Annotated in this window: 17 protein-coding genes; 5 read left to right on the top strand and 12 right to left on the bottom strand. The window is 58.5% G+C overall.

The features are described 5' to 3' along the window. Positions 1–22 precede the first annotated feature (22 nt). Positions 23–1,939 (bottom strand): amidophosphoribosyltransferase, encoded by a 1,917-nt coding sequence (locus QEH54_RS05200; RefSeq protein WP_309017578.1) that lies wholly within the window; start codon positions 1,937–1,939, stop codon positions 23–25. Positions 1,940–2,272: 333 nt separating this feature from the next. Here QEH54_RS05200 and QEH54_RS05195 point away from each other — a divergent pair, with 333 nt between their 5' ends. Then, positions 2,273–2,809, top strand: coding sequence for a hypothetical protein (locus QEH54_RS05195; protein WP_309017577.1), 537 nt, complete (start codon positions 2,273–2,275; stop codon positions 2,807–2,809). 3 nt (positions 2,810–2,812) lie between these two features. Here the strand turns inward: QEH54_RS05195 and QEH54_RS05190 are convergent, their stop codons facing one another. From QEH54_RS05190 to uvrA, 3 genes are all read right to left on the bottom strand, one after another. Continuing rightward, on the bottom strand, positions 2,813–3,796 hold the full coding sequence (locus QEH54_RS05190; RefSeq protein WP_309017576.1) for a hypothetical protein: 984 nt from the start codon (positions 3,794–3,796) through the stop codon (positions 2,813–2,815). A 163-nt stretch (positions 3,797–3,959) separates the two neighbouring features. Next, positions 3,960–4,577, bottom strand: a complete 618-nt coding sequence (locus QEH54_RS05185; RefSeq protein WP_309017575.1) for a VPDSG-CTERM sorting domain-containing protein — start codon at positions 4,575–4,577, stop codon at positions 3,960–3,962. Positions 4,578–4,979: 402 nt separating this feature from the next. Further along, positions 4,980–7,817 carry an excinuclease ABC subunit UvrA gene (gene uvrA, locus QEH54_RS05180; RefSeq protein WP_309017574.1) on the bottom strand — a complete coding sequence of 946 codons (2,838 nt, stop codon included), beginning with the start codon at positions 7,815–7,817 and terminating at the stop codon, positions 4,980–4,982. 318 nt (positions 7,818–8,135) lie between these two features. Here uvrA and QEH54_RS05175 point away from each other — a divergent pair, with 318 nt between their 5' ends. Next, on the top strand, positions 8,136–8,879 hold the full coding sequence (locus QEH54_RS05175; protein WP_309017573.1) for a VPDSG-CTERM sorting domain-containing protein: 744 nt from the start codon (positions 8,136–8,138) through the stop codon (positions 8,877–8,879). Positions 8,880–8,954: 75 nt separating this feature from the next. On the opposite strand, the gene QEH54_RS05170 is transcribed toward QEH54_RS05175, so the two are convergent. After that, positions 8,955–9,851, bottom strand: a complete 897-nt coding sequence (locus QEH54_RS05170; protein WP_309017572.1) for a PfkB family carbohydrate kinase — start codon at positions 9,849–9,851, stop codon at positions 8,955–8,957. Positions 9,852–9,928: 77 nt separating this feature from the next. Here QEH54_RS05170 and QEH54_RS05165 point away from each other — a divergent pair, with 77 nt between their 5' ends. Next, complete coding sequence (locus QEH54_RS05165; protein WP_309017571.1) at positions 9,929–10,480, top strand: DNA-3-methyladenine glycosylase; 552 nt, start codon at positions 9,929–9,931, stop codon at positions 10,478–10,480. A gap of 40 nt (positions 10,481–10,520) precedes the next feature. Here the strand turns inward: QEH54_RS05165 and QEH54_RS05160 are convergent, their stop codons facing one another. Then, complete coding sequence (locus QEH54_RS05160; protein ID WP_309017570.1) at positions 10,521–11,141, bottom strand: thioredoxin family protein; 621 nt, start codon at positions 11,139–11,141, stop codon at positions 10,521–10,523. Between the two features lie 70 nt (positions 11,142–11,211). After that, the gene (locus QEH54_RS05155; RefSeq protein ID WP_309017569.1) at positions 11,212–13,350 is read right to left on the bottom strand and encodes a thioredoxin family protein; all 2,139 of its coding nucleotides are present in this window, start codon (positions 13,348–13,350) and stop codon (positions 11,212–11,214) included. Between the two features lie 443 nt (positions 13,351–13,793). Here QEH54_RS05155 and fabV point away from each other — a divergent pair, with 443 nt between their 5' ends. Beyond that, positions 13,794–14,981 carry an enoyl-ACP reductase FabV gene (fabV, locus tag QEH54_RS05150; protein ID WP_309017568.1) on the top strand — a complete coding sequence of 396 codons (1,188 nt, stop codon included), beginning with the start codon at positions 13,794–13,796 and terminating at the stop codon, positions 14,979–14,981. A gap of 59 nt (positions 14,982–15,040) precedes the next feature. Here fabV and QEH54_RS05145 read toward each other — a convergent pair whose 3' ends face one another. Genes QEH54_RS05145 through QEH54_RS05135 form a run of 3 tightly spaced genes read right to left on the bottom strand, consistent with a single transcriptional unit; the run spans position 15,041 to position 20,618 of the window. After that, positions 15,041–16,069, bottom strand: coding sequence for a phage tail protein (locus QEH54_RS05145; RefSeq protein ID WP_309017567.1), 1,029 nt, complete (start codon positions 16,067–16,069; stop codon positions 15,041–15,043). A 27-nt stretch (positions 16,070–16,096) separates the two neighbouring features. Continuing rightward, positions 16,097–19,252 carry a hypothetical protein gene (locus QEH54_RS05140; protein WP_309017566.1) on the bottom strand — a complete coding sequence of 1,052 codons (3,156 nt, stop codon included), beginning with the start codon at positions 19,250–19,252 and terminating at the stop codon, positions 16,097–16,099. 52 nt (positions 19,253–19,304) lie between these two features. Beyond that, positions 19,305–20,618 (bottom strand): thrombospondin type 3 repeat-containing protein, encoded by a 1,314-nt coding sequence (locus QEH54_RS05135; protein ID WP_309017565.1) that lies wholly within the window; start codon positions 20,616–20,618, stop codon positions 19,305–19,307. Between the two features lie 172 nt (positions 20,619–20,790). Between QEH54_RS05135 and dtd the strand changes: the two genes are divergently transcribed. Continuing rightward, positions 20,791–21,243, top strand: a complete 453-nt coding sequence (dtd, locus tag QEH54_RS05130) for a D-aminoacyl-tRNA deacylase (RefSeq protein WP_309017564.1) — start codon at positions 20,791–20,793, stop codon at positions 21,241–21,243. A 119-nt stretch (positions 21,244–21,362) separates the two neighbouring features. Here the strand turns inward: dtd and QEH54_RS05125 are convergent, their stop codons facing one another. Then, entirely contained in the window at positions 21,363–22,100 is a 738-nt protein-coding gene (locus QEH54_RS05125; protein ID WP_309017563.1) for a 6-phosphogluconolactonase, read from the bottom strand. Positions 22,101–22,139: 39 nt separating this feature from the next. After that, positions 22,140–23,147 (bottom strand): hypothetical protein, encoded by a 1,008-nt coding sequence (locus QEH54_RS05120; protein WP_309017562.1) that lies wholly within the window; start codon positions 23,145–23,147, stop codon positions 22,140–22,142. Between the last annotated feature and the right edge of the window lie 11 nt (positions 23,148–23,158).

The following is a 23,158-nucleotide window of genomic DNA, read 5'->3' as shown; positions in this document are numbered from 1 at the left end:
AAGGAGGGCTCCTAGCAGGCGGCTAATAAGAGCGGCCCTTGGATTTTTCGTAGTAGTTGATGAAGGCGCGGTTCACCACCTGATAGCCTCCGGGAGTGGGGAAATTTCCAGTGAAGTACCAGTCGCCCTTGTGGTTGGGCAAGGCCTTTTGCAGGTTGTCCACCGTCTGGTAGATCACCTGCAGCTCGCCGTTCCAATCCACGTCCTGCGGATACACCAATTGAGCGATCTTGGCCGAAATCTCCTCGTCGGCGAAGGGCTTATAGATCTCCTGAACGTAGTTGACGTTGGCCGGGGCGAGCCCTTTTTCGCTGTCGATGCACTTGCGGTAGACCTCGGCGATCAGATCAGCCTTGCCCTTTTCCTTCAGCAAGGAAATGGCTGCCTCGAAGGCGATGAACTTGCCGAGCTCGGACATATCGATGCCGTAGCAGTCCGGGTAGCGAATCTGCGGGGCGGTGGAGGCGATGATGATCTTCTTGGGATCCAAGCTGCTGAGGATTTTCAGCACCGACTTGCGCAGAGTGGTGCCGCGAACGATGGAATCGTCGATGCAGACCAGATTGTCTTTCGGGGTCACGATGCCGTAGGTCACGTCGTACACGTGCGATGCCATTTCGTTGCGCGAGTCCTCGGTCGATATGAAGGTGCGCAGCTTCTGGTCCTTGTGAGCGATCTTCTCGCCGCGCGGCCAGTTGCGCATCACCAGATCGTCGAGCTTCGCCTGGTCAAGCTCGCCCTTGGCCACCGCGGCCAGGATCTCGTCCTTGACCTCCTGGCGACGGATCATGCGAAGCTCCTCCAGCACACCGAAGTACGCCACTTCGGAGGTGTTCGGCACGAAGCTGATCACGGTGTTTTCCAGATCGCGATCGATCCCCTTCATGATCTGCTCGCACAAGCCAGCTCCCAAGGCCTTGCGCTCGCGGTAGATGTCCGCGTCGTTGCCACGGGAGAAGTAGATGCGCTCGAAGGAGCATTGAGCCCGTTCGGGTTCGGGCTCGCGAAACGCCTCGTTGAGCACATCGCCGTTTTTCTTCATCACGATGATATGGCCCGGCGGCACTTCTTTGATGTCGTCGATCGCCTTGTCGAAGATGGTCATCAGCGGAGCGCGTTCCGACGCGGCGGCGAATACCTCGTCGTCCTCGAAATAGTGAGCCGGGCGAATGCCCAACGGGTCGCGCAGGATGAAGCTGTCCCCGTTTCCGATCGCTCCGATCAGGGCGTATCCACCATCCCAGGACTCGGCCGACTTGCGGAAGACCTTGGGCAGGTCGATGCCGGTCAAGATGCGCTCGGAAATCTCCTCGTTGCTGAAGCCCTCGTCGCGCAGGTAGCGGTAGAGGTTGTCGTGAGCCTCGTCGAGATGGAAGCCGACCTTCTCTAGCAAGGCCTGAGTATCGGTGGCGAAAATCGGGTGCTGGCCAATGGCGATCAAGCTCTCGTTGAGCTCGTTGGTATTGGTCATGTTGAAGTTGCCCGCGAGGATCAGATTCTTGGTGGGCCAGCTGCTGCGGCGGAAAAACGGATGGCATACGCTGAGCGAGTAGCCGCCCGAGGTGCCGTAGCGCAGGTGCCCCATGTAGAGCTCGGCGCAGAAGTCGAACTTCTGTTTGATGGAGGGAACGTAGTCCGGAAGGATGTCGCTGTTGCGGATCAGCTTCTGGTACTGCTTGATGGTGTCCTTGAAGATCTTGTCCAGAGCGTTGCTCTTCACGCTGCGCTCGCGAAACATGTAAGGCTCGCCGGCGGGCATGTCGAACTTGACCGCGGCTACGCCCGCTCCGTCCTGTCCTCTGTTACGCTGCTTCTCCATGAGAAGAAACAGCTTATAAAACCCCCAGAGCGGCGTGCCGTATTTTTCCTGGTAGTATTCCAGCGGTTTTTTCAACCGTACTTGGGCAATGCCGCACTCGTGCCTGATAGGATCGCTCATCTTTGGTGCCTCTTTAAGTCGAAGAACGGTCTTTCCGTTCGGATCGATCTGCGCGCTCGGCCGCCAAACGCCCGGTTCGCGATCGAACAAAGCGTAAACTCATCTGCAAAACAGGGTGGAGGTTATTCAAAGGAAGCGGAGCGTAAGGTTGATAGTCGATAGTTCGCTCGTCCCAAAGGCTCAGGACAGGCGAAAATTTGAGACACCACCTACGGGAAAAGTTTACGCCCTTGCAACAAATCATTGCGCCTTTTCCACTTTGATCCAGCCAGCCATAAAAATCCTTTCAAAGCGCAGCTCCAAGCTCCGCAGCAACGCCTAGCGATTTCCACCATGGACAGCCTTTCACCCTTGCAGCCGATCCCTTCCCTGCCCGCGCCCGAGCCGGAAATGAGCTGGCGCTCGCTCAACCGATTTCGCCAGGACCAGCGCCGCGAAGCCTTCTACCTCACCTGCCTTCGGTACGGACAACACCTTTGGCTGCAACGCCTTCCAGCGCGGGCGATCCTCTGCCTCGACCGGGCCTGGGGAGCCGAGCTGCAAGGCCATGAAGCGGTCCTGCGCAAATGGCCCCTGCCCTACCTCGCCCTGCTCCAGCTGCTCAAAGCCGCCCCCGCCGACGCTTTTCTGGGCAATCCGCGAGTGCACTTCCAACACTACGCCGACCGCTTGGGAGCGCCGCGCATCGAGCAACGCAAGTGGCGCTCCTGGGCATGCTGGGCCCTCACTCGGGCCGCCTTGCCGGATCTGCCTGGAGATCCGAAACACCAGGTCGAGGAGCCGACGCTGGAAACGATAGCCCGGATGCTCGACCTGCACGGCCATCCCGGCGAGACCCAGCTCTGGCAATCTACGCTCGCCCAAACCTGAAGCCTAAAACTCCCGCAAACCGCCCCCGTAGCGACTGGCCAGACGAGTCAACCCCTCCCGCTCCGTCTCGCCCAGGGCGAAACCGATAAAATGCAGACGCGGGTTCAAACCGGAGGCGACCAGAGCCTCATCCACGAAACGAGCCAGAGCGTCGAAAGAGATCTTGGGATAGCGAAATCCCCCTCCGACCTTCCGCTCCCGGCGATTTAGGGAACCGTCAGTGACGAAGAAAATCAGATCCGGACGCATCTCCAAAGCGGCGGCGAAAGCCGCTTCGTGCCCCAGCAGGCGATCATCTTCAATTGGCGGGTTGCCCACCATTTCGGCTCGAATCCAGTCGGCGGCAAGGGTTCGATTGCCTCCGATGGCAGGCGCCAGGTGAGGCGAAAAGGACCTCACCCCCTGGCTGAACTGCACGATGCCAAACAGCGTGCCCGCCTCCAGCCCCTCCACCAGACTGGCCGCCTCGTCTTGAATCCGTTCGATCGAAACCCCACGCTGCCGAGCCTTGCCCAAAACCGAGGCCGAAGTATTGACCACGATGACGATGCGTCGCCCCTGATCCCGAACCCCAAAGAACTCCGCCGAAGAAACGCCCGACTCCAATCCCGTGGCGAACTCCATCAATCCCGAATCCGCCATCTCCGCCACCGCGTCACGCATCAGATCCGAGTTTTCGATTGGAGAGTCGAAAACACCCGCCGGCAAAACAGGCGCCAAAGGCAGGTCCGAACGCATTTCCGCCTCCACCGCCAGACGCTGAAAGGTCTTGGGTCGCGACATCCGGCGCTTGAGCTCGCGGACTCGCTGCTCGCGCCGAGGAGCCTCGGCCGAAGCCGAAACCGCTCGCTCGCCCTGGAAAACCGCGGCTTCGCCCGGAGCTTCGTCGCTAACGATGACGAAAACGCTCGCCAACAGCAGAACGCACTGCACGCCAAGGGCGATCACAAACGCGCTGCGTCGACGGTCCGTCGTTCCCGTCGACAAACGGGTCTTAAGCTGGGAGATCAAAACAAGAGGAGGGTAACGGAGCTCAGCTTCCCGAAGCCCGTTCGCGAGTCAACCCTCCAGCACGCCTGACGAAAACGAAAAAACGCCTGACGCGCAGGCGTCAGACGCTTTGAAGTTTCTCGACCTCAGTCAAGCGATGCTAGCTCTGAAACCGTCGGCGAATGCCAACCAGGGCCAGCAACGAAACACCGAGCAGCGAAATCGTCGCTCCCGCATCGGGAACCGCCTTGGTGACCACGCGAATCCAGTCGCCGGGCTGGTCTACGATCATGGTCACTTCGAGCGTCTTGCCTGAAACGCTTAGGGAATCGTTCGACTCCAAACCGCGAGAGTCGTACGCGGGGGACGGGTACACCGTCGATACCAAGCCGAGAATCGGGGTCGAATTGAATTCATCGACACCGTTTTGATCATACATGATGCCGAGGATATCGCCATCGAACGTCCAGGTAGCTGTCGTGATCGAATTCGCGGTCGAATCAGTTTCACGATTGCGGAAGATCATGTGGCTACTGACTCGAGTACCCGCCGAGATGACTCCTCCGGTGAAATACAGGTCGGCCGCCAGAAGCACATTCTGCAGCTCTTCGAAGCCTTGCTGCTGACGATTGGTCGCTTCCCCGTCGAGCACCTTAGACGGCGGAGCAATCTTATCACCCTGTCCCGACACCGAGACAATCAACGCGTAGCTTGGGGTAACGGAAACGATAGCGACGAGGGCGGCTAAGCCCGCGGTAAACTTAGGCAATATTTTCATACTTCGATTATTCTAATAGGTTGAAAGTAGCGAACCCTCCTCGCTTTTAGCGGGAACGATCCGCGGTTCAGTTATCCCTATATAAGCACCCGAAGTACCAAAAACCTCCCACTCATCCACTAGCACATGCATCACCTTGCCAATGCGATACTTACAACCCAATAGAGATTATTACTCACACTGCTATGCATACCGTGAAAACTGTTAGCGATTCAGACAACCTTACACGCTTTTACATTATATAACAGCAGAACGCTGAAATTGCTATCAAGCCGACCCAAAGATCGCTATATAGAGTAACATCCCTAGTCGTCACTTTCAGTATTAGCTATTCTGCGCAGCGAGAGACGCCTCATCGAGACGCGATCGAGTCGTCCCGACAGTCCGAGCCGAGCCGCCCGATCAGGGCATTGCTCTTCCCGTTTCCGAGCGATCGCAGCCCTTTAGACCGTCCACTTGCCCGGCGTATACGAGCTCGCCGCCACGGGTGCCGCCGCCTGGACCGAGATCGATCACCCAATCCGCCAAGCCGATGAAATCGAGATGGTGCTCGATCACCACCACGGTGTTTCCCTGATCGCGTAGCTTGAAAAGCAGGTCCGCGAGGCGCTGGATATCCGCCCAGTGCAAACCAGTGGTCGGTTCGTCCAGGATGTAGAGATTTCGGCCATTGTTTCGCTTGGATAGCTCAAGGGACAATTTGAGTCGTTGAGCTTCGCCGCCGCTAAGGGTGTTGGCAGCCTGCCCCAGCTTCAAGTAGCCCAGCCCTACCGCGTCGAGCGTATTCAGTTTTTCCATAACGCGGGGCACGTTCTTAAACTGCTCCATAGCGTCGCTGACCGACAGGTCCAAGGCTTGGGCGATGTTGAGCCCACCGAATTTCGCCTCCAGCGTCTCTCGATTGTAGCGACGTCCTCCACAGCTTGGACACTCCACGTAGGCGTCGCTCATGAAAAGCATATCGAGCTTGATAGAGCCCTGCCCCTGACATCTCTCGCAGCGACCGCCTCGAGCGTTGAAGCTGAATCTCCCCGGCTTGTATCCACGCATTCGCGACAACGGCACCTTGGTGTAGAGCTCGCGCAACAGATCGAAGAGCTTGGTGTAGGTGGCTGGATTCGAGCGCGGACTCTGCCCGATGGGCTCTTGACTCACCCGCACCACGCGATCGAAGTGCTGCAGCCCCTCGATTCCTTTGTGAGCGCCTGGGATGTCCTTGGAACGGTTCAGCTTTCGGGCCGCAGCCTTAGCGAGAATCTCATTCACCAAGGTAGACTTTCCGGATCCCGAAACACCGGTCACACAGGTCAGCAGACCTACCGGCAAGCGAGCAGTCACCGACTTCAAGTTGTGGTGCGAAGCTTCTTTTATCTCCAGCCAAGCCTCGCCCGGCTTCAACGTTTCGGCGGGTTTTCCCAACGTTTCGACGCCACTCAGATATGCGCCCGTGGACTGGGTCCGCTGGCTCGCGGGGCCACAGGCCTCTGGCGGACCTTCGAACAAAACCTGACCGCCTTGGGCCCCCGCTCCTGGTCCGATTTCGATGAGATGGTCGGCCGCACGCATCATCTCCTCGTCGTGCTCCACCACGATGACGGAGTTCCCGCGATCCCGCAGCTCCTTCAGCGTCTCCACCAGCTTCTTGTTGTCCTTGGCGTGCAGACCGATGCTGGGTTCGTCGAGCACATAGACCACGCCGACCAAACTCATACCGAGCTGCGTCGCGAGCCGCACCCGCTGCGACTCTCCTCCGCTAAGCGTGCTGTATCCACGATCCAATGTCAGGTAGTCCAGACCGACTTCCTTCAGAAACTTCAAGCGAAACGAGATCCCTTCCACCACTTCTCCATAGCTCGAAACATCGGAGGCAGTTCGATCCAGGGCGGAGACAAACGCGAACGCCCGCTCAACGTCCATAGCCAGAAACTCAGGCAAGCTCACTCCCTCCACGAACACGTTGGCGCTGCGCGGGCTGAAGCGATGCCCATGGCAGCAAGGGCAATCCTGCTCCGTCTGATAGGTCATCAATCGAGCCCGATAGCCATCGCTCTTGGTTTCGCGAGCGGCCTTTTGCAGAAGCGGAACAACTCCTTCGAAACGCGTCGGCATCGGCTTGGTTTTGCGACGCGTCAGCTTGAAGGCGAATTCGCGATCCGGCACGCCATGGAGGATATGCCGCCGCGTTTCCTCAGGAAGCTCCTGCCATGGCATCGTGGGATCGAACGGCAACTGCTCGGCCAGCTGACGCAGCAAAGCGTTGTGCCGGATGATCAACTGCTTTCCGCCGATACGCAAAGGTTTCAACGCTCCCCCCTTGACGCTCTTGCTTGGGTCAGGAACCACCAGCTCGTCCAAAAAGCGTCTCGTCTCGCCTAAGCCTCCGCACTCCGGACAGGATCCTTCCGCTGTATTGAAAGAAAAATGACGCGGCGTCACAGGCTCGTACACTTCCCCGCATTCGGAGCAGGCGAGGTTGCGGCTCAAGGAGAGCTCCTGCCAATCCGCGTCACGGCTTTCCTGATACAGAACCGTCGCTCGATCCTTACCTTCGCTAAACGCCAGCTCCAGCGAGTCCGCGACTCGGCTCTTTTGATCGGGACCGATCATCACGCGATCCACCACGATCTCCACCACGATATCGCCCCTGCCAGCGGGCACGGCGGACTCGTCGTCCACATCGATCACTTCGCCGTTGAGACGCACCCGTTGAAATCCTTTTTGCCGCAGCCGCGGCAGTTCCTCCTTCACCACCGCAGCCTTCGCTTTCATGTGAGGCGCCAGCACCATGGCTCGCGATCGTTCCGGCAGCGACAGCACCTGGTCCACAGCGTCGTCCAGCGTTTGACGCGTGATCAGCCCGCCGTCCTTGGGACAGCGTTGCTCGCCGCGAATCACCCACAAGAGCCGCGCGTAGTCCGCGATCTCCGTCACCGTGGCGATGGTGCTGCGCGGTGAGGCGTTGGACGCTCTCTGCTCAATGGCCAGAACCGGCGAAAGCCCATGGATGAAATCCACGTCCGGCCGCTTCAGCTGGTCCATGACCTGCCTCGCCTGAGTGGAAAGCGACTCCACGTACTTGCGGTAGCCCTCGGCGTAGAGGGTATCGAAGGCCAGCGAAGATTTTCCAGAGCCCGACACGCCAGTGATCACCACCAGCTGGTTGCGCGGGATGCGCAGCTCCACGTTTTGCAGGTTATGCTCCCGGGCTCCTTTTATGTGAATGTACTCGTTCTGACTCAAAATCGCTCCAATCAACTCAACGCCACGCAGCTTCAAAGCTTTCAGACAAAGGTCAACCTCAGCCCCCTAATCCGGCCCAATCCACCTAGAGGGTACAGTCTAGGTCTATCCACCGATGTAAACCTCCGTAAACTCTGTAAATTTCGCTTACAAGCCACGCCTTGGAATCGCAAAGTCAGAACACAAGCCTAGGTCTCCTTTCCTATTCATTTTCAGCAGGTTACGGAGCAAAGCGGTGCACTCAGGAAAAAATTGGCGCGAGGAGTGCAAGGGAAAGCGACTCCCTTCCCTCAAGCAACCACTCAACAACCTTACGCCATGAACCTGAAACCCCTCCCGCTCGCAGCCGCTATCGTCTGCTTCCTCGCCGCCGCCAACTTCGCCAACGCCATCACCTTCGACTTCCGTACCGGAGGCGCGACCTCCGGCGACTACTGGAGCAACACCCGCACCTTCACCAGCTCCGGCGGCGAACTGACCGTGAGCGTTTCCGCTATCTCTTACGATGGCAACGACTGGATAGACAGCCACCTTGGACAATCTTCATCCTACGGGCTCTACAACAAGAATCGGGAAGGCTGGGATTCGCACCTCTTCGACAACAGGAAATGGACCGACTACGCCGTTTTCGAATTTAGCCGCACAGTGAGCTTGAAAAGCATCATGCTCTGGATCCCATGGTCGAAGCAGGGTGATTTCGAGTATTGGTCCGGAGATACATCCGACGCACCGGAATCGGGAGGTATCGCAAGCAGCCCCAATTTCTTAGGAATGGCGTGGGCCGGTTGGTTTTCAAATGGCTGGTGGGGCAAGTCCGAGCTCGAAGGCACAACCACCAAGCTCCTGCTCGGAGCCGAATACGTGGCCGACATCCTTTCCACCGCTAACAACTCTTGCGGTCACCACCATTGCGGACCGAGCTATTGCGATCGGCCCGACGACGTCGGGTTCAAGATCAAGAAGCTCAGCGTGGACATCGTGCCCGACTCCGGCGCCACGTTGGCACTGCTCGGACTCTCCCTCGCGGGACTCGGTTTTTTCGCCCGCTGGCGTCGCTTTTAAGGTCTAGGAACAACAACTCTTAAATTCTCACCAAGCTCGCCGCCTCGTCGCGGCGAGCTTTTTTTGGGGCAGTTCCTACAGCTCGAACTCCGCGATGCCGGGCATGGCAGCGTTTCGAGAGCCGTATTCCGCGGCCAGTTTGGCGGCCTTGAGCAGAGCGTATCCGGTCTTGTTATACAAACAGTCGATCAAGGTCGCGAAGACCACGTCTCCGCATCCGGTGGGCGAAACGCAGTCGACCTGACGCGGGGCGAAGCTTTCCGGCTCCGCATCGCCATCCATCACCCAGATCAGCTCCGCCCCATCGGTGATGACCCAGCGCCGACAACCGAAGCGCTCGCGGGCGAGAGCGAGCAACTCGCTCGTCTCGGCGGAACGGCGATCTTTTTCGAAAAGCGTCTCCAGCTCGTCCCGGTTGATCTTTATCAGCTCGGGGTTCTGCTGCACGAACCACGGCAAGCTCGGGCCGTAATTGTCCACCACCAGCGATACGGTTTCCGGACGTTTGGAGATCCACCAGCGCAGCGGCTCCCAGCGGCCGCGATCCCAGTCCTGCACCGACCCGCATATCGCCAGCACAAAGGGCTCCTGGTAGAGCTCCAGAGACTCCACGACCTGCTGTATCGCTTCTTTCGATACGATGGAGTCCGTGCCGAGAAACGTGGTTTCCGGTTGCCCTTGCCCTCGAATCACCGATCCGGAGCGCGTCACGCAGCCTTCGCGAAATGGCAAGGTCGCGATGCTCTTCTCCTCCATCCACCGCTCGCAAGCGGGGCCGAAGATGCCGCCCGGGAAGCACAGGGCCAGGTTGTCCGCGCCTAGCTTGCTGAGCATCTTGCTGACGTTTATCCCCTTGCCTCCGACCTGAAAGCTCTCCGCGATGGCGCGATGCGTTTTTCCAGGAGACCAGCCCGAGTAGGTGTAGGTTGTCTCAGCCAGCAGATTGGCGGTGAAGGTGATGACTTTCGGCATGCTAACTTCCATAACCAGATAATGGCCTCAGGCAACGATTGCCTGCGCATGCGAGCTTGGTTTCTCTATCGCAACAAATGAGCCGAATCCTACCCGCCAGCCAGTTTCGCTCCCGCGACACGGTGCGCCTCGCTCGCTCCTTGATCGGAAAAAAACTCGTCGCCACGCTGCCCGACGGTGTTCGCTCCTGCTTGGCGATCACGGAAACCGAGGCCTACGACGGGCCGGAGGACCTGGCCTGCCACGCCAGCAAGGGCCGCACCACTCGCACCGAAGTGATGTTCGGACCGGCGGGACGCTGGTACGTCTATCTGGTTTATGGCATGCACGAGATGCTGAACCTGGTGACCGGGCCCGAGGGCTATCCAGCCGCCATTCTCATCCGTGGAGTCGAAGGCTTGAGCGGTCCCGGCCGCCTAACCAAGGCCTTAGGCATCGACCGGCGCTTCAACGCCCAACCCGCTTCGCCGGCCACGGGGCTCCACTTGGAAGACGCCACACCGGCGCCGGATGGCGAAGTTATCGCCACCCCTCGCATCGGCGTAGCCTACGCTGGGCCCGACTGGTCCCAGCGACCGTATCGCTTCGTCCTAAAGTCAGCAAAGCCCATACGAAAACGCCCCCGTTAAGGAAACGAGGGCGTCTGCAAAAAGTTTCGAATGGGATGACTCAGGAATCGCGAGCGTACTTGATACCGCAGCCGTAGGGCTTGCTCATGGTCTGCTCCACTTTCTCCCCGGAAAGCACCGCTTCGAGAGCGGCTGTCACATAGTTCGTGGCCTTCTCGATGTCCGAAATGCTCGCGGACGGAATGCTGTCGATGGCCCCATTGTACGCAAGCACGCCTTCCTCGTCGATCACGTACATGTGCGGCGTCACCTTGGCTCCATAGGCCCGGCCCACCTCGCCGGATTCATCGATCAACACCGCGGCGGACTGCACGCCTTTTTCCTTGGTCGTCTCGAGCCACTCGCTCGCCGACATGTGCCCCTGCTTGCCTGGCGCGGAGGAGCAGATGGAGAGCCACACGACCTCCTTGTCCTTGGCCATGCTTTGCAGTTTCTGCATGTTTCCGGAATTGTAGTGTTTCTTCACGAAAGGACAGCCGTAGTTGGTCCATTCCAGGACAACCACTTTGCCCGCGAAGTCGGACAGCGAATGCTCGGTTCCGTCTATTCCGGTCAGGGTGAAGTCGGGGGCCTCTTTGCCCACCTCAGCCGCGAAGCTGGATATTGCGGCAAACAGCGTCAGAGCTGCCGCCAGCGCGGTGAAAAATCGCTTGGTTTTCATAGGCGTAATACAACGTTGGTTTAGCAAGGCGAGCGCAGCCGGCACGAAGGCTCACGCTCCTTCAAAGAAACTATCGAACTCCCGCTTCGATTTCACCCAAAGCATCGAGAAAAAGGTCCGGGCTGAGAAGCTGCGGCAAAACCCTTGGTTCGGAACCGTCGCCGGCGTAGAGCAAGTACAGCGGCACCCCCGAGCGGCCAAATCGCTCCAAGGCTTTCGTGATCTCCGGGTCGCGCTTGGTCCAGTCCGCCTGCACCAGGGCCACCTCGCGCTCCGCCAAGGCCTCTACGACCCTGTCCGAGCTGAAGACGCGAACCTCGTTGGCCTTGCAGGTCAGACACCAGTCCGCGGTGAAATCCACGAAGACCGGCTTGCCACCGGTTTTCAGACGCTCCACCAAATCCGGCGAATAGGCCTGCCAGCCCATCTCGTCATGTCCGCCCTCGCTCTGGCGAGGAAACATCAGCCAAAGTCCGCCCAGCGTCACCAGAATCGCGACGCCCGTCGCCAAGCGGCGCGTGGGCGTCTTGCGCGACGGCGTGTTCCAGCGCCCGTAGATCCAGGCTCCGATGGATATCACCAGCAAGCCGCCAAGGACCCAAAGGAGCCCATCGTTGCCCAAGTGCCCGCCGAGCAGCCAAATGAGCCAGATGCAGGTCGCGAACATGGGAAAGGCCATCACCTGCTTGAAGGTCTCCATCCACGGACCGGGCCGCGGCAGCTTGTTGATCAGCTTGGGATTCGCCGAGAGCACCAGGTAGGGCGTGGCCATTCCCAGAGCCAGCAAGGTGAAGATGCTCAAGGACTGCGCCGCCGACAAAGTGAGGGCGAAACCGAGAGCCTGACCCATGAAGGGGCCGGTGCAGGGAGTGGCCACAGCAGTCGCGATCACGCCGGAAAAGAAGGAGCCGCTGAAGCCCTCGCTCTTCACCTTGCCAGCCAGACTGATGGCCGAGGTGCCCATCTCGAACACGCCCGCCAAGCTCAGGCCGAAGAGAAACATGATCACCAGCAGCACGATCACGAACTCCGGCTGCTGCAGCTGAAAGCCCCAGCCAAGACTCTCGCCCGCGGAGCGCAGGGCGATCAGAGTGCCCGCCAAGGCCCAAAAGGAAACCAGCACTCCCACCGTGAAGGCCAATCCGTGGCTCAGAATCTTGCCCTTGTCCTCGCCGGACTGCTGCACGAAGCCCAGCACCTTGATGGAAAGCACCGGGAAGACGCAGGGCATCAGGTTCAAGATCATGCCGCCGAGAAACGCGTAGAGGAGGGCTTGGGCGAAACCGATCTCAATCACGCCCGCTCCGCCAGCCTCGCCCACGTAGGCCGCCGCCGGCATTTCGCCCTGGACATGAAACCGCACCGCCTTGGCGCCATCCGCAGCCTCGAAGCCGTTTTCGGAAACCAGCAATCCGGTGTAGCGCTGCACGCTGGCATCGAAGAACTCTGATTTCGGCAAAGCCACCCGCAGCTGATCGTCGGCTAGGTCGAAGCGTTGCGGCTTGGCCGAATCGACCACCGACTCCTGCTCGATGAAGAAGTAGGGATCCTGCAGGTTCGCCCCTTCAAACCCCTGCCAAGTCAGCGTGGCGACAATCGTTTCCCCCAAATTCTCGTAAGCGATCGTGCCGCCCTTCGCCTCCGCCGGCAGCTCCTCGCGGGCCTGCGAAATCTTGTCCGCATAGGGAGCGACAGCAAAACTCTCACCTTGCGCGGTGACCGGCAACTCCAGCGCCAGCTTCGCGTCCCCGGGGATGCAGGCTTCCTCGCACACCAGCCAAGAAGCGGCCCCTTCCAGTCGGACCGTTGATCCGACCTCCAGATCTTGCGGGGCGCTCACCGTCGCCAGCAGAAACAGCTCGCCCTCGTAGCCGTACGAAACCAGCGGGGGCCATGGAATCTTGTGAGGGGCAGGAAAGCGAAGCTCCCCCACCTCAAATCCCTCGGGAAGATTCCATTCGATCTGCGGCGCCAGTCCGGTATCGCCGGGATTGATCCAGTACACGTGCCAGTGCGGATCCATCTTCAAGCGCAGCGCCACATCGAAGCTCTGCCCCGGAACGACAGTCGCCACCTCGGAGACCAGCTCCGCCTCGACGTGCTCGGTCTTGACCGTCCCCAGCGAATACTCGCCCTGCCCCATCGCGGAGGTCGCGACCATGCCCAGGCAGAGCATTAGAAGAATAGGAAAACGCTTGAATCGGCTCATTTTGATAATCTATTGGCAAATAGCAACTTGCTCGGACTCCAACCTTAAAGCCCCCTTCGCGATGCTTCACAAGACCACAACGCAGGAACGTCGCATCCTCAGCGTCATCGCCCTGCTCATCCTCATCGGAATCATAGGAACCCTCGTGCTTTAGAACTTATTCAATCAGAAACGTCCACCGCCACCCCACGATTGCGTCCCCGGACAGCCACCTCCCCACCTCCTAGGCCAAGTTTTTTCTACAACGTTGTAGAAAAAACTTTTCCCGCCGCCGCTCTGTTTGGTGAAACGGTCTCGCAGGACATGTGGGAGCAGGGCGGTTTCTGGCATTCGAGAAACAGACTCGGCAGAAGAGAAAAACAAAAAACTGGCCTTGCCCATCGATCTCAGCCAAACCAAGCCCTTTCCCAAGCGGGAATGCAAAACCCGAAAACTCCGAATCCATGATCGTTACACCTAAGATAAAAGGCTTCATCTGCATCACCGCTCACCCGACCGGCTGCGCCGCCAACGTCAAAGAACAGATCGACTACGTAAAGAGCCAGCCCGCCATCGAAAATGGCCCGAAAAACGTGCTGGTGGTCGGCGCCTCTCAGGGCTACGGCTTGGCCTCCCGCATCTCCGCCGCATTCGGAACCGGAGCCAACACCCTGGGCGTCTTCTTCGAGCGTCCCTCCGAGCGCGGCCGTTGCGCCTCCGCTGGCTGGTACAACTCCATCGCTTTCGAAAAGGAGGCCAAAGCCGCCGGCCTCTATGCCAAATCCCTAAATGGCGACGCCTTCTCCGACGAACTCAAAGCCCAAGCCATCGAGCGCATCAAAGAGGACATGGGCGGCAAGATCGACCTGCTGGTCTACTCCATCGGGGCCCCGCGTCGCACCGATCCGAAGACCGGCGAAGTCTACAAGTCCGCCATCAAGCCCATCGGCAAGCCCTTCACCAACAAGTACCTCGATACCGACAAGAAAACCATTCAGTTCGCCACTCTCGAGCCGGGCACCGACGAGGAAATCCGCGGCACCGTGAAGGTCATGGGCGGTGAAGACTGGGAGCTCTGGATCGAAGCCCTCACCGAAGCCGGCGCCCTGGCGGACGGTTTCAAAACCGTGGCCTACGACTACATCGGCCCGAAGTTCACCTGGCCCATCTACAAGGACGGCGCCCTGGGCCAAGCCAAACTCGACGTGCGCCGAGCCAAGGCGGCCATCAACGAAAAGCTCTCCTCCATCGGCGGCTCCGCCTACGTCTCGGTCAACAAGGCTCTGGTGACCCAATCCTCCTCCGCCATTCCGGGCGTCAACCTCTACATCACCGCCCTCTACAAGGTGATGAAGGAAAAAGGCACCCACGAAGGCTGCATCGAGCAGATGTATCGACTTTTCTCCGACAGACTCTATAAAAACGGCGATGTCACCACCGACGAGCTCGATCTCATCCGTCTCGACGACTGGGAAATGCGTCCGGAGATCCAGGACACCATCGCCGAAATCTGGCCCAAGATCGAAACCGACACCATCGACCAGTACACCGACTTCGACGGCTATCAGGAAGAATTCCTGAAGCTCTTCGGCTTCGGAGTAGACGGTGTCGACTACGAAGAGGACGTAGAGATCGAAATCGACTTCGAGTAATCGGAATCTAACTACGACTTTTGTAGGGCGGACCGCTGGTCCGCCTTTTTCATGTCCGCCTAAAGCTTGATGATGTAGTTCACCGCCGCATTGCGAGGTCGCGTTTCGCCGGGCGTAAACGAGTCGCTAGCGTCGATCGTCGAATCGGGAGCAGTGTAGACTCGGTCGCCGGAGTTCAGACGAACATCGAGATAGTTGTCCTCGAAGTCATCATTTCCATTTTCGATCTGCCTGTCGCCCTTAAAATCCAAAATCGTGTACGGCGACTCGTTGATGTGCCACGTTTGCAGATCCGATCCATTCGAGCCCAAGCCCCATGCGTGTCGATGAAGTTTCAGCGAGTCGACCTGCGTAGTGCCTGCGTCACTACTGCTAACCGAACGCGGGCCTTCGTCCGCAAATTCGTCTGAGCGATCGAGATTCGCTCCGCGAAGAAACATGCCGCGCAGATCGGGCAAATTAAAATAGTCGATGGTCGTTTCTCCCGCGCTTTCCTGCCTCCCACCCCAGCTTTTCCCGATAATGTCATAAAGTTCCGGATACGCTGACGCCACCAGTTCGCTACCATCGCAAAGCAGCCATCCATCGGGAACCTTGTCGGAGGACCCGGCAAAGGGGGCGATCATGCCGGCCGGGTTGCGATACTCCACCGGCTGCAACCCGCCGAGGGTTTTCGCGTTGGCTGACTCGAGAGCGTACGGCGTGGAGAGGATCTGTTGGCGCGGCAGAATCGGGTCGCCCCCTGCCACGCTGATTTCCACAAACGCCATATCGCCGCTGAAGGAATCGGAAAGGTAGCGGCCGGCCGTATCCTTCGGACCGAGGATCACATTGAAACGTCCGTTGGCCACCGGCACCTGCTTGGCGTGTCCGTCGCCGCTTCCATCATCGTAATAAAACGGCCCCCAGATCAGCATCCCACCTCCTGTGGCCTCGTCATATATGTTGAACTCCATCTGGTAGGAGCCGGTCGACAGAGGCTGGCCTTCCGCGTCCTTGAGCAAGCCTTGGTAGTTCACGTAGTCGGGCTGAGCGTGGGCGAAGCTCGCCAGAGCGAAGAGCAGAAGGGTATTGATAATGGCTTTCATAGGAAATGATGGAGTTGCGTGCAGCGGCTAGTCGCAGTCGGGAACGACGCGGGAAACGAAGAGGTGGCGGATGTAGATCTCGATGTCGTCGAGCTGGGAGAGATCGAGCGTTCCATCGGGAATGGTCAGCGTAAGGTCAGTGGTGGCTACGCTGCGTTCCTTGAGAAAAGTGTTTTCCAGGGTCGAGTTCGGCACGCCTTGCTCCGGCTCGCCGCTTTGATTGGAAATGACCAGCTTCACCGTATCCTCCTGGCTAGGACGCGTCACCCAGCTGGCTCCATTATCCAGGGTGAAAAAGTAGCGGAACGGAAAGCGGCGGAACTCGCCATCGAGCGAAAACGGATCGGAAGAATCGTAGCAAGGCGGCACGCGATTTCTCACATAGCACGTGCCACCGTATTCAAGAATCGCGGACTTCACGCTGCTCTGCTCGCTGGTGACGGCGTTGAGCTTGATCCACTCGATCTTGTCGAGGTACTTTCCCGCGGAAAGCACCGAACCATCGGAGCGGTAGTCCGGACCGAGAAAAAAGAAGCCGCTGTCGCGATCCATGGAAAAGGTGTCGAGCGTGATCACGATGTTTCCCTCGCCATCCTTCGCTCGCTCCAGCTTGCGGCGCATGAGCTCGACCGGACTTACGATCTCTCCGGTTTCCATGTCGTAGCGTTCGCCATCGTCGGCTCCATCTTTCGGATTGGAAGCCAGCAGCTCCAGCAAGGATATGCGATCCACGAATGGCTCCCGATTGAAGCCGACCAGATTGATGGTGTTAAACTGCTCCATGGCCGCCACCATCTGCTCCAGCTCGCGGAAATTGCGCAGCTTGAAGAGCGTGGAGGTTTCCCAGTCCTTTTCCAGATAGGAGATCTCAAAGTCCTTGTTCCACTTAAACTCCAAGGCCCTCACCGTATAGAAAACCCACTTCTGGGCTTCGCGGAACGCGTTGTCGGCGGTGACCATATCCGACTGCGAGCGCAGGTAGTGGATCGGGTCGGCATAGTAGCGATTGTGCAGACTGGCCACATTCTCATCCAGCTTCTGCTCGATGCGTTCGAGCTCTCGCAGCAACTGATCGCGTTGGCCGATCTCCTGGTTCTGAATGGCTAGGTTGTCGTTGCGGTCCAAAACCAGAGAAACCCGCTCGCGATTCAGCGATGCCAGCTCCAACTCCACTTGGTTCAAGGCGATCTGAGTATCGTTTTCCTCCTGTCGGGCCTCGAACTCCGCAGCCGCTAGATCGAGCTCCTTTTCGGCATTGCCGATGATTCGCCCCGAAGCGTACTGCACCGCGGCATTCGCGACGCCCGTGCCGAAGGTGATGCCAGCGGACCAAGGTCCCAATGCTAGCTTGTCGACGGTGGACATGGCAGCGGTGTCGCTGATGGTGTCGTAGGTGGCCTGCCAAAGAGCGCTGGTAGCGCTCCAGTGAGAGATGATGTCACGCTGCAAGGTGATGGTGTCGAGGTAGGTCTGGTGGGCCTCCTCTAAGTCTCCCTGGATACGCTCCACTTCGCTTTTCGCTCTATAAGCGGTGCCAAAGGAACGGGAAATCTCGCGCGACACGTCGCGGTATTCCTCGTTTTTCTGCCGAGCTCGGTCGATCTTCTGATTGGTCTGCCAGAGCTCGCTGCCGGGCGCTGGATCGACCGCGTGATCCCCAGCGTCGCTCGGATTGTAACCTGTGATTTCGAAATATCGATCCGAGTGGGCTGACTCGAGTTGCGAAAGCTGCTCGTGGACTTGATCCGCGTTTCCTCGATAAGTGTCGTAGCTGTCCTTGGCCCGATCGTAGGTCGTCTCGGCAAATGTCAGCGGGCTTACGTTGGTGTGGCGTATCCAGTTATTCAGTGCGTCGTAGGAGTCGAACTGGTTTCCCGAGTTCTGATCAGGAAACTCCTGAATCAGCACGAGAAAGTTTGGATCGAACCCAAGACTGTTGGCGGAGCCGACGAGAAACGACTCGGTCTGGGTCAATTCAGCGAGCGATGTGCGAGCGCCTTTGAGTGCCGCCGACAACCCCGATGCATCGCCAGGAGACGGCTCGAAGTCGCCAAATAGGGTTCGTAGTGATCTCAGTGATACAGAGACCTCACGCTGCGTCTCAGCGATAAGGTTCAACGCAGTTTGCCGATCGCCCTGCAACCCGCGCATCCCGTACAGCCGAGCCAACTCGGACGACGCATTGGCATAATCGCCCAAGAGCGTAGCGACCATAACGTAATCTTTGTATCCACTGAAGAGGATACGCTCGTCCTGCGAGGCCACGACCTCTTCCGTTTCCGGATCATATTCCGGCACCACCTGACGGCCAGAGGAATCCGCGTAGCTAGCTGCGTACTGATTGCGATAAGGCTGCTCCTCGACGAACAGATAAGCCCCAAACGGAATGCCAGCAGGGGCCGATGCGTCGATATCCGCTACCACGTTTCCAAAATGATTGCTGAACAGCTCGCCATAGGAATCGAGCGAGACGCTGAGCTTATCGAGTACACTCCGATAAACGGAAATCTCCTCGTCGATGATGAACCCGTCGTCGGGCACCGCCCGAAATCCCAGACGCACCTCGGCGACCGATGCGTAATCCTGCTTCACGGATTGCATCTCCGCAAGCGCCAGATCGTAGTAGATATCCAATACGGAGTGACGCAAAGGCACGTCGGTTGGAGCGTGTTTAAGGGCTTGGGAAACGAGAGCCAAGGCATCCCGCGCTCGGGCACGCTCGGCGGCCCCGTAAGCGTCGTTCACCACCTGCGGATCTAGCGAGACCGCGCCCTCTCCATCGCTGTTATACAAAAGCTCTTTGTAGCGGAACGCGGCATCGGAGCCCTCGACTTGTTCGCGGGTGGCGTCGCTGGGCGGATAGAGCAGCTCGCGGGCCTCGTCTACGATCTCGTCTACAAAATCGGGAAACGGAACGCCGGCGCTCAAACTTTGGCCGAAAGAGGACGCCTCGAGTTGATACCCGGTGTCGGCAGCCGTCGGAATGACCGCAGGATCGGCAGAGCCAGCGGGCGCGTAGGCTCCGAATGAACCGGAGAAAAAGGCGACTGAGCTCGCTTGTGAACTCGTGCTGTTCTGGTCGGAAAGCTCGAGGGAGTTTTCGAATTCCGGCACTACTAGGTAGGCGTCTTGAGCGAAAAGCGAACCACTCGCGAAACCGATGGCCGAAAGCGTAAACGCCACAAAAGCTCTTATCCCAAACGAACCGCTTTTCCGCTGCTTGCCGTCCATCAAATCAGTCTCCCTCCACTACCGGGATCACTCCCTTTTCGATGCTCGAAGCGGCACGTATCATGACGAACAAGTGCCGGGTCTCGCTATTCAGATAGGTGGACTCGCCGCCGACCGAAGTTACCTTCTCCACCACTTCGCCGATGATGCGATTTCGCTCCATCAAATAGGCCCGTTCCGGATCTTCCGCATTTAAAGGGGGTGTCGCCTCGAAGCTGAACTGACGCTGCAGCTCGGCGTCGATCAACAGGGAGGAGCCGAGCGGGATCTGTCCGCTCTGAGCGGAAAACTCCGTTTCCGTCCACGTCACATTCAGCGGCCAGTCGCCCTCGGCGAGGCTTCCGCCGAACTCCTTCGCTTCCGCAGCTCCTTCCGACCCGATCAGAATCCCGCTTGCTCCCGAACTGCCCCTTTGCAGCAGGGCGCGCATGGATGTTTCGTTTCCATCCTCGTCCAGCAAGCGCATGACCCAGTAGCTGTCGTTGTCCTGCACCACCACGATCGCCCGCTCCGGATACGCGAGTCGGTACAGCCCCGCCTCACTTGGCACGAGATCGACCACTACCGTCTCGACGTCTTCAACTACTTGGTCATCGGTGAGAATCAGCTCGATGCGGCCAGATCCGTTTTCCAATTCCACAATGCCGCTGAGAGAAGCGTGGTCTCCCGCATCCAAACTGCTAAGCGTCGAGATCTGATAATGAACGATTCCCGAGAAGGCGGAATCGCTGCTGACGAGATCGATAAAGACCGAACCGGCAGACTCGTCGTAGCTCGCGATGTCGTCTGAACTGAACGAAATCGTCGGCAGCACGCTGATGTCCGGCTTCGATTCGGCATCGAGTGGATCCGTCCCGTACTCCACCTCCGTGCCATCGCTGAAGCCGTCACCGTCGGTGTCCGCCACGTAGACATTGGTCCCGAGCTGTTCCTCCTCGGTGTTGGTCAAACCATCGCCATCGATGTCGCTAGCGTCGCCGAACGAGATCACACGAAAGAACCGCTGAGGGTCCGCTTCCAGCGCCACTTCGAAGCGGAAGAAAGTCTCAAACGCTTCCAGCTCCGCGTCTTCCAGCAAACTCCACGCAGCGATCGACGCGCTCAGATCGACCACCGTGAGCAAGGAGTAATTCGAGTTCACCTGGTCGCGATCCACGAAATCGATGCGCATGGTCTCATCTTCCGGAATCGAAACATCCAGGATTTCGATATCGTCCTGAGCCCGCATCAAAGACACGGGGACGAACAGGATAAGCGCAAGCAGACGCAAACGGACTGCTAGCCCCTTATCCGAGGGGCGATGAAGAGTTGGAGGCATCTATCAGTCCCGCAGGAAGCAGGCTACCAAATCAGCAATTAACCTCCCCAGTGTCGACACTTTACTAACAAATTTTTTACTAACCGTCATTAGCCCGGGAAATGGTCACGTTTTCAGTTGCCACTTCCTCTGAAATCGCAGGCTCAAAGGTCCAATCTAAGAACCTCCCAACATGAAAGCCGTCATTCAACGCGTCAGCCAAGCCTCCGTCACCATCGATGGCGTCGTCCATTCCTCCATCGGCCAAGGCCTCCTCGTGCTGCTCGGTATCCACAAGGACGATACGCCGGAAGACATCAAGTGGATGGCCCGCAAGATCGCCGGTCTGCGAATTTTCGAGGACGCGGAGGGAAAGATGAACCAATCGCTAGCCGACATCGACGGCGAGCTTCTCGTGGTCAGTCAATTCACCCTCATCGCCAGCAACAAAAAGGGAAACCGCCCCAGCTTCAACGACGCCGCCCCGCCCGCCAAAGGCAAAGCCGACTACGAGGCGGTCTGCCTGGAGCTGGAGAAGCTCACCGGCAAGCCCGTGCGGACCGGCATCTTCGCCGCAGACATGAAAGTCGATCTGCGCAACGACGGCCCGGTCACCATCCTCTTCGATACTCGAAATAAGGAGTAAGCCCACTCGAAGAGGACCTTGCACCGCGATCCCCTCAGCCGTCATCGGACGGCTCCCTTCAGCGCGGCTCATTCAAGCCTCGCTTCTAGATTCAGACGATTCGTGGGCTAAAACACCCCCTACAGGTCCAGCTTCGCCGCGGCCGCTTCGTCGACCAGCCAGTACGCGCGGTCCGCTACCGCCTTCAGGCTTTGCGAAGGCTTGTTGACCGGGTCGTAGTCGCCTTGCAAGACCGCCTTCAGGGCATCGGCCTTGCCGGCGCCGAGCGTCATCAGGACCACCGTGCCACACTTCGCGAGTCCGTAGGGTGTCAACGTCAAGCGCCAGCCTTTGCCGGGAACTTCCACTGCGGCGAAATTAGCTACGACCGGATTGCTGATGAGAGGGCTGCCTGGAAATAGCGAAAGCGTGTGACAGTCATCGCCCATTCCCACGAAACAAACGTCATAGGTCGCGTCTTTCCCCATGGCCTTGTCCCACTTTTTCGAATACGCTTCCGCAGCGGCGTGCGGTTCGAGTTCGGTCGGCCAAGGGAACTTGCTATCTTCGATGGTTTCCAGCGGTCGCAGCATCAAGCGATCCGCATTGCCGAAGTTGTTTTCTTCGCTTTCCAGCGGAACGGTGCGCTCGTCGCTGGTCGTCCATAGCACGCGGTCGAGTGTTTCGACTGGCAAGCATTCGTTTTCCACCACCCACTTGTAGAAATCCTTGGGGGTCGATCCACCAGTGAGGGCCCAGGAGACGTACTCCTTCTCGAGCGACTCGAAATGCTCGCACGCCAGGGCGAGCGCTTCCTGAAAGAGCTCATCCTTCGGCCCGACCTTCACGGTTCCGTATTCCGTCTGATAAGTATTCATATTGTTCTTACGTATCCTTTGATCTCAGGCACCTACCTGTCATCCGTGAAACAGGGCTTCAGCCAAAGCGGTTTCGGCATCGAGCAGTCGAGCGCCCGTAGTGAGCTCCTGCTTCCCACCTCCCAGATCCGCTTGCACGTGAGACTCGCCCTTTTCGAGGTCTAGGTCAAAAGTGAAGTAGTGATCGTTTTCGTAAATGAAGCTCATGCGGGGCATGGCGTTTTCGCCTTGCGCTTCCTGCTGCTCGAAGCGCAAGGCTTTGCCAGCCGCCTCCGGCGACTCGTAGCAAGCCTTCAACGCGGACGCTACCCAGCTCATCAAAGCTCGGCCTTCGCACTTGAAATCGGGTCCGGAGCTCAACGTTACCTCCTTCAATCCGTCGATGATGGTCTCCACCGGAAAGGCGCTGAGAAACTGGCCGATACTCTGCCGCACCGCTAGCAAGCGAGCGAAGGCGAGATCGTGAATCTTCTCCGGCTTTGGCACGTCGACCTGATCGATCAGAAAGGTCTCCCGAGCGGAATCGAAAACGATGCGGTTCGCTTGCTTGAAGAAGAACTGGTAGTCGGAGAGCAGCTGAGCGGAACCGAAGCGCGTGGGCCAATAGAAGGTCGGCAGATCCGTCTCGATGAAGATGGACACCTGGTTCTCGAGAAAGCGGCGATCGTTGAGCGTGTATCCAAGAATCAACGCTTCGCAGCAGTTCATTCCACCCGATCCGCTACCGATCACGCATTCCGAGAAGATCTTGCAGCTCATGCGGGCCTCGCTCTCCCACGAGTCCGGCTGCGGACAAAGGAAGATGAGGCGACATGGGAAACGGTGCGAAAAACTGATCACCGTCTGAAACAATTCCTTGGCTTCGTCGGTGGAAGCCTCGAACCCGATGTGCACGATCAAGTTCATACGCGAGGCGCGATACTCGCTCTCGTGCTTCTTGCCATCCTCATCGACCGGAGCCCACATGGCGGAGAGTTTGCCCAAGGCGTCCTCCATGGGCACTGATAGACCGGGCAAGGAATCGTAAACTGTACTGGTAGCTGGCATTGCTGCGTCCT

The organism is Pelagicoccus sp. SDUM812003 (assembly GCF_031127815.1).
Lineage (GTDB): Bacteria > Verrucomicrobiota > Verrucomicrobiia > Opitutales > Opitutaceae > Pelagicoccus.
This window is presented reverse-complemented; position numbering and strand designations above follow the sequence as displayed.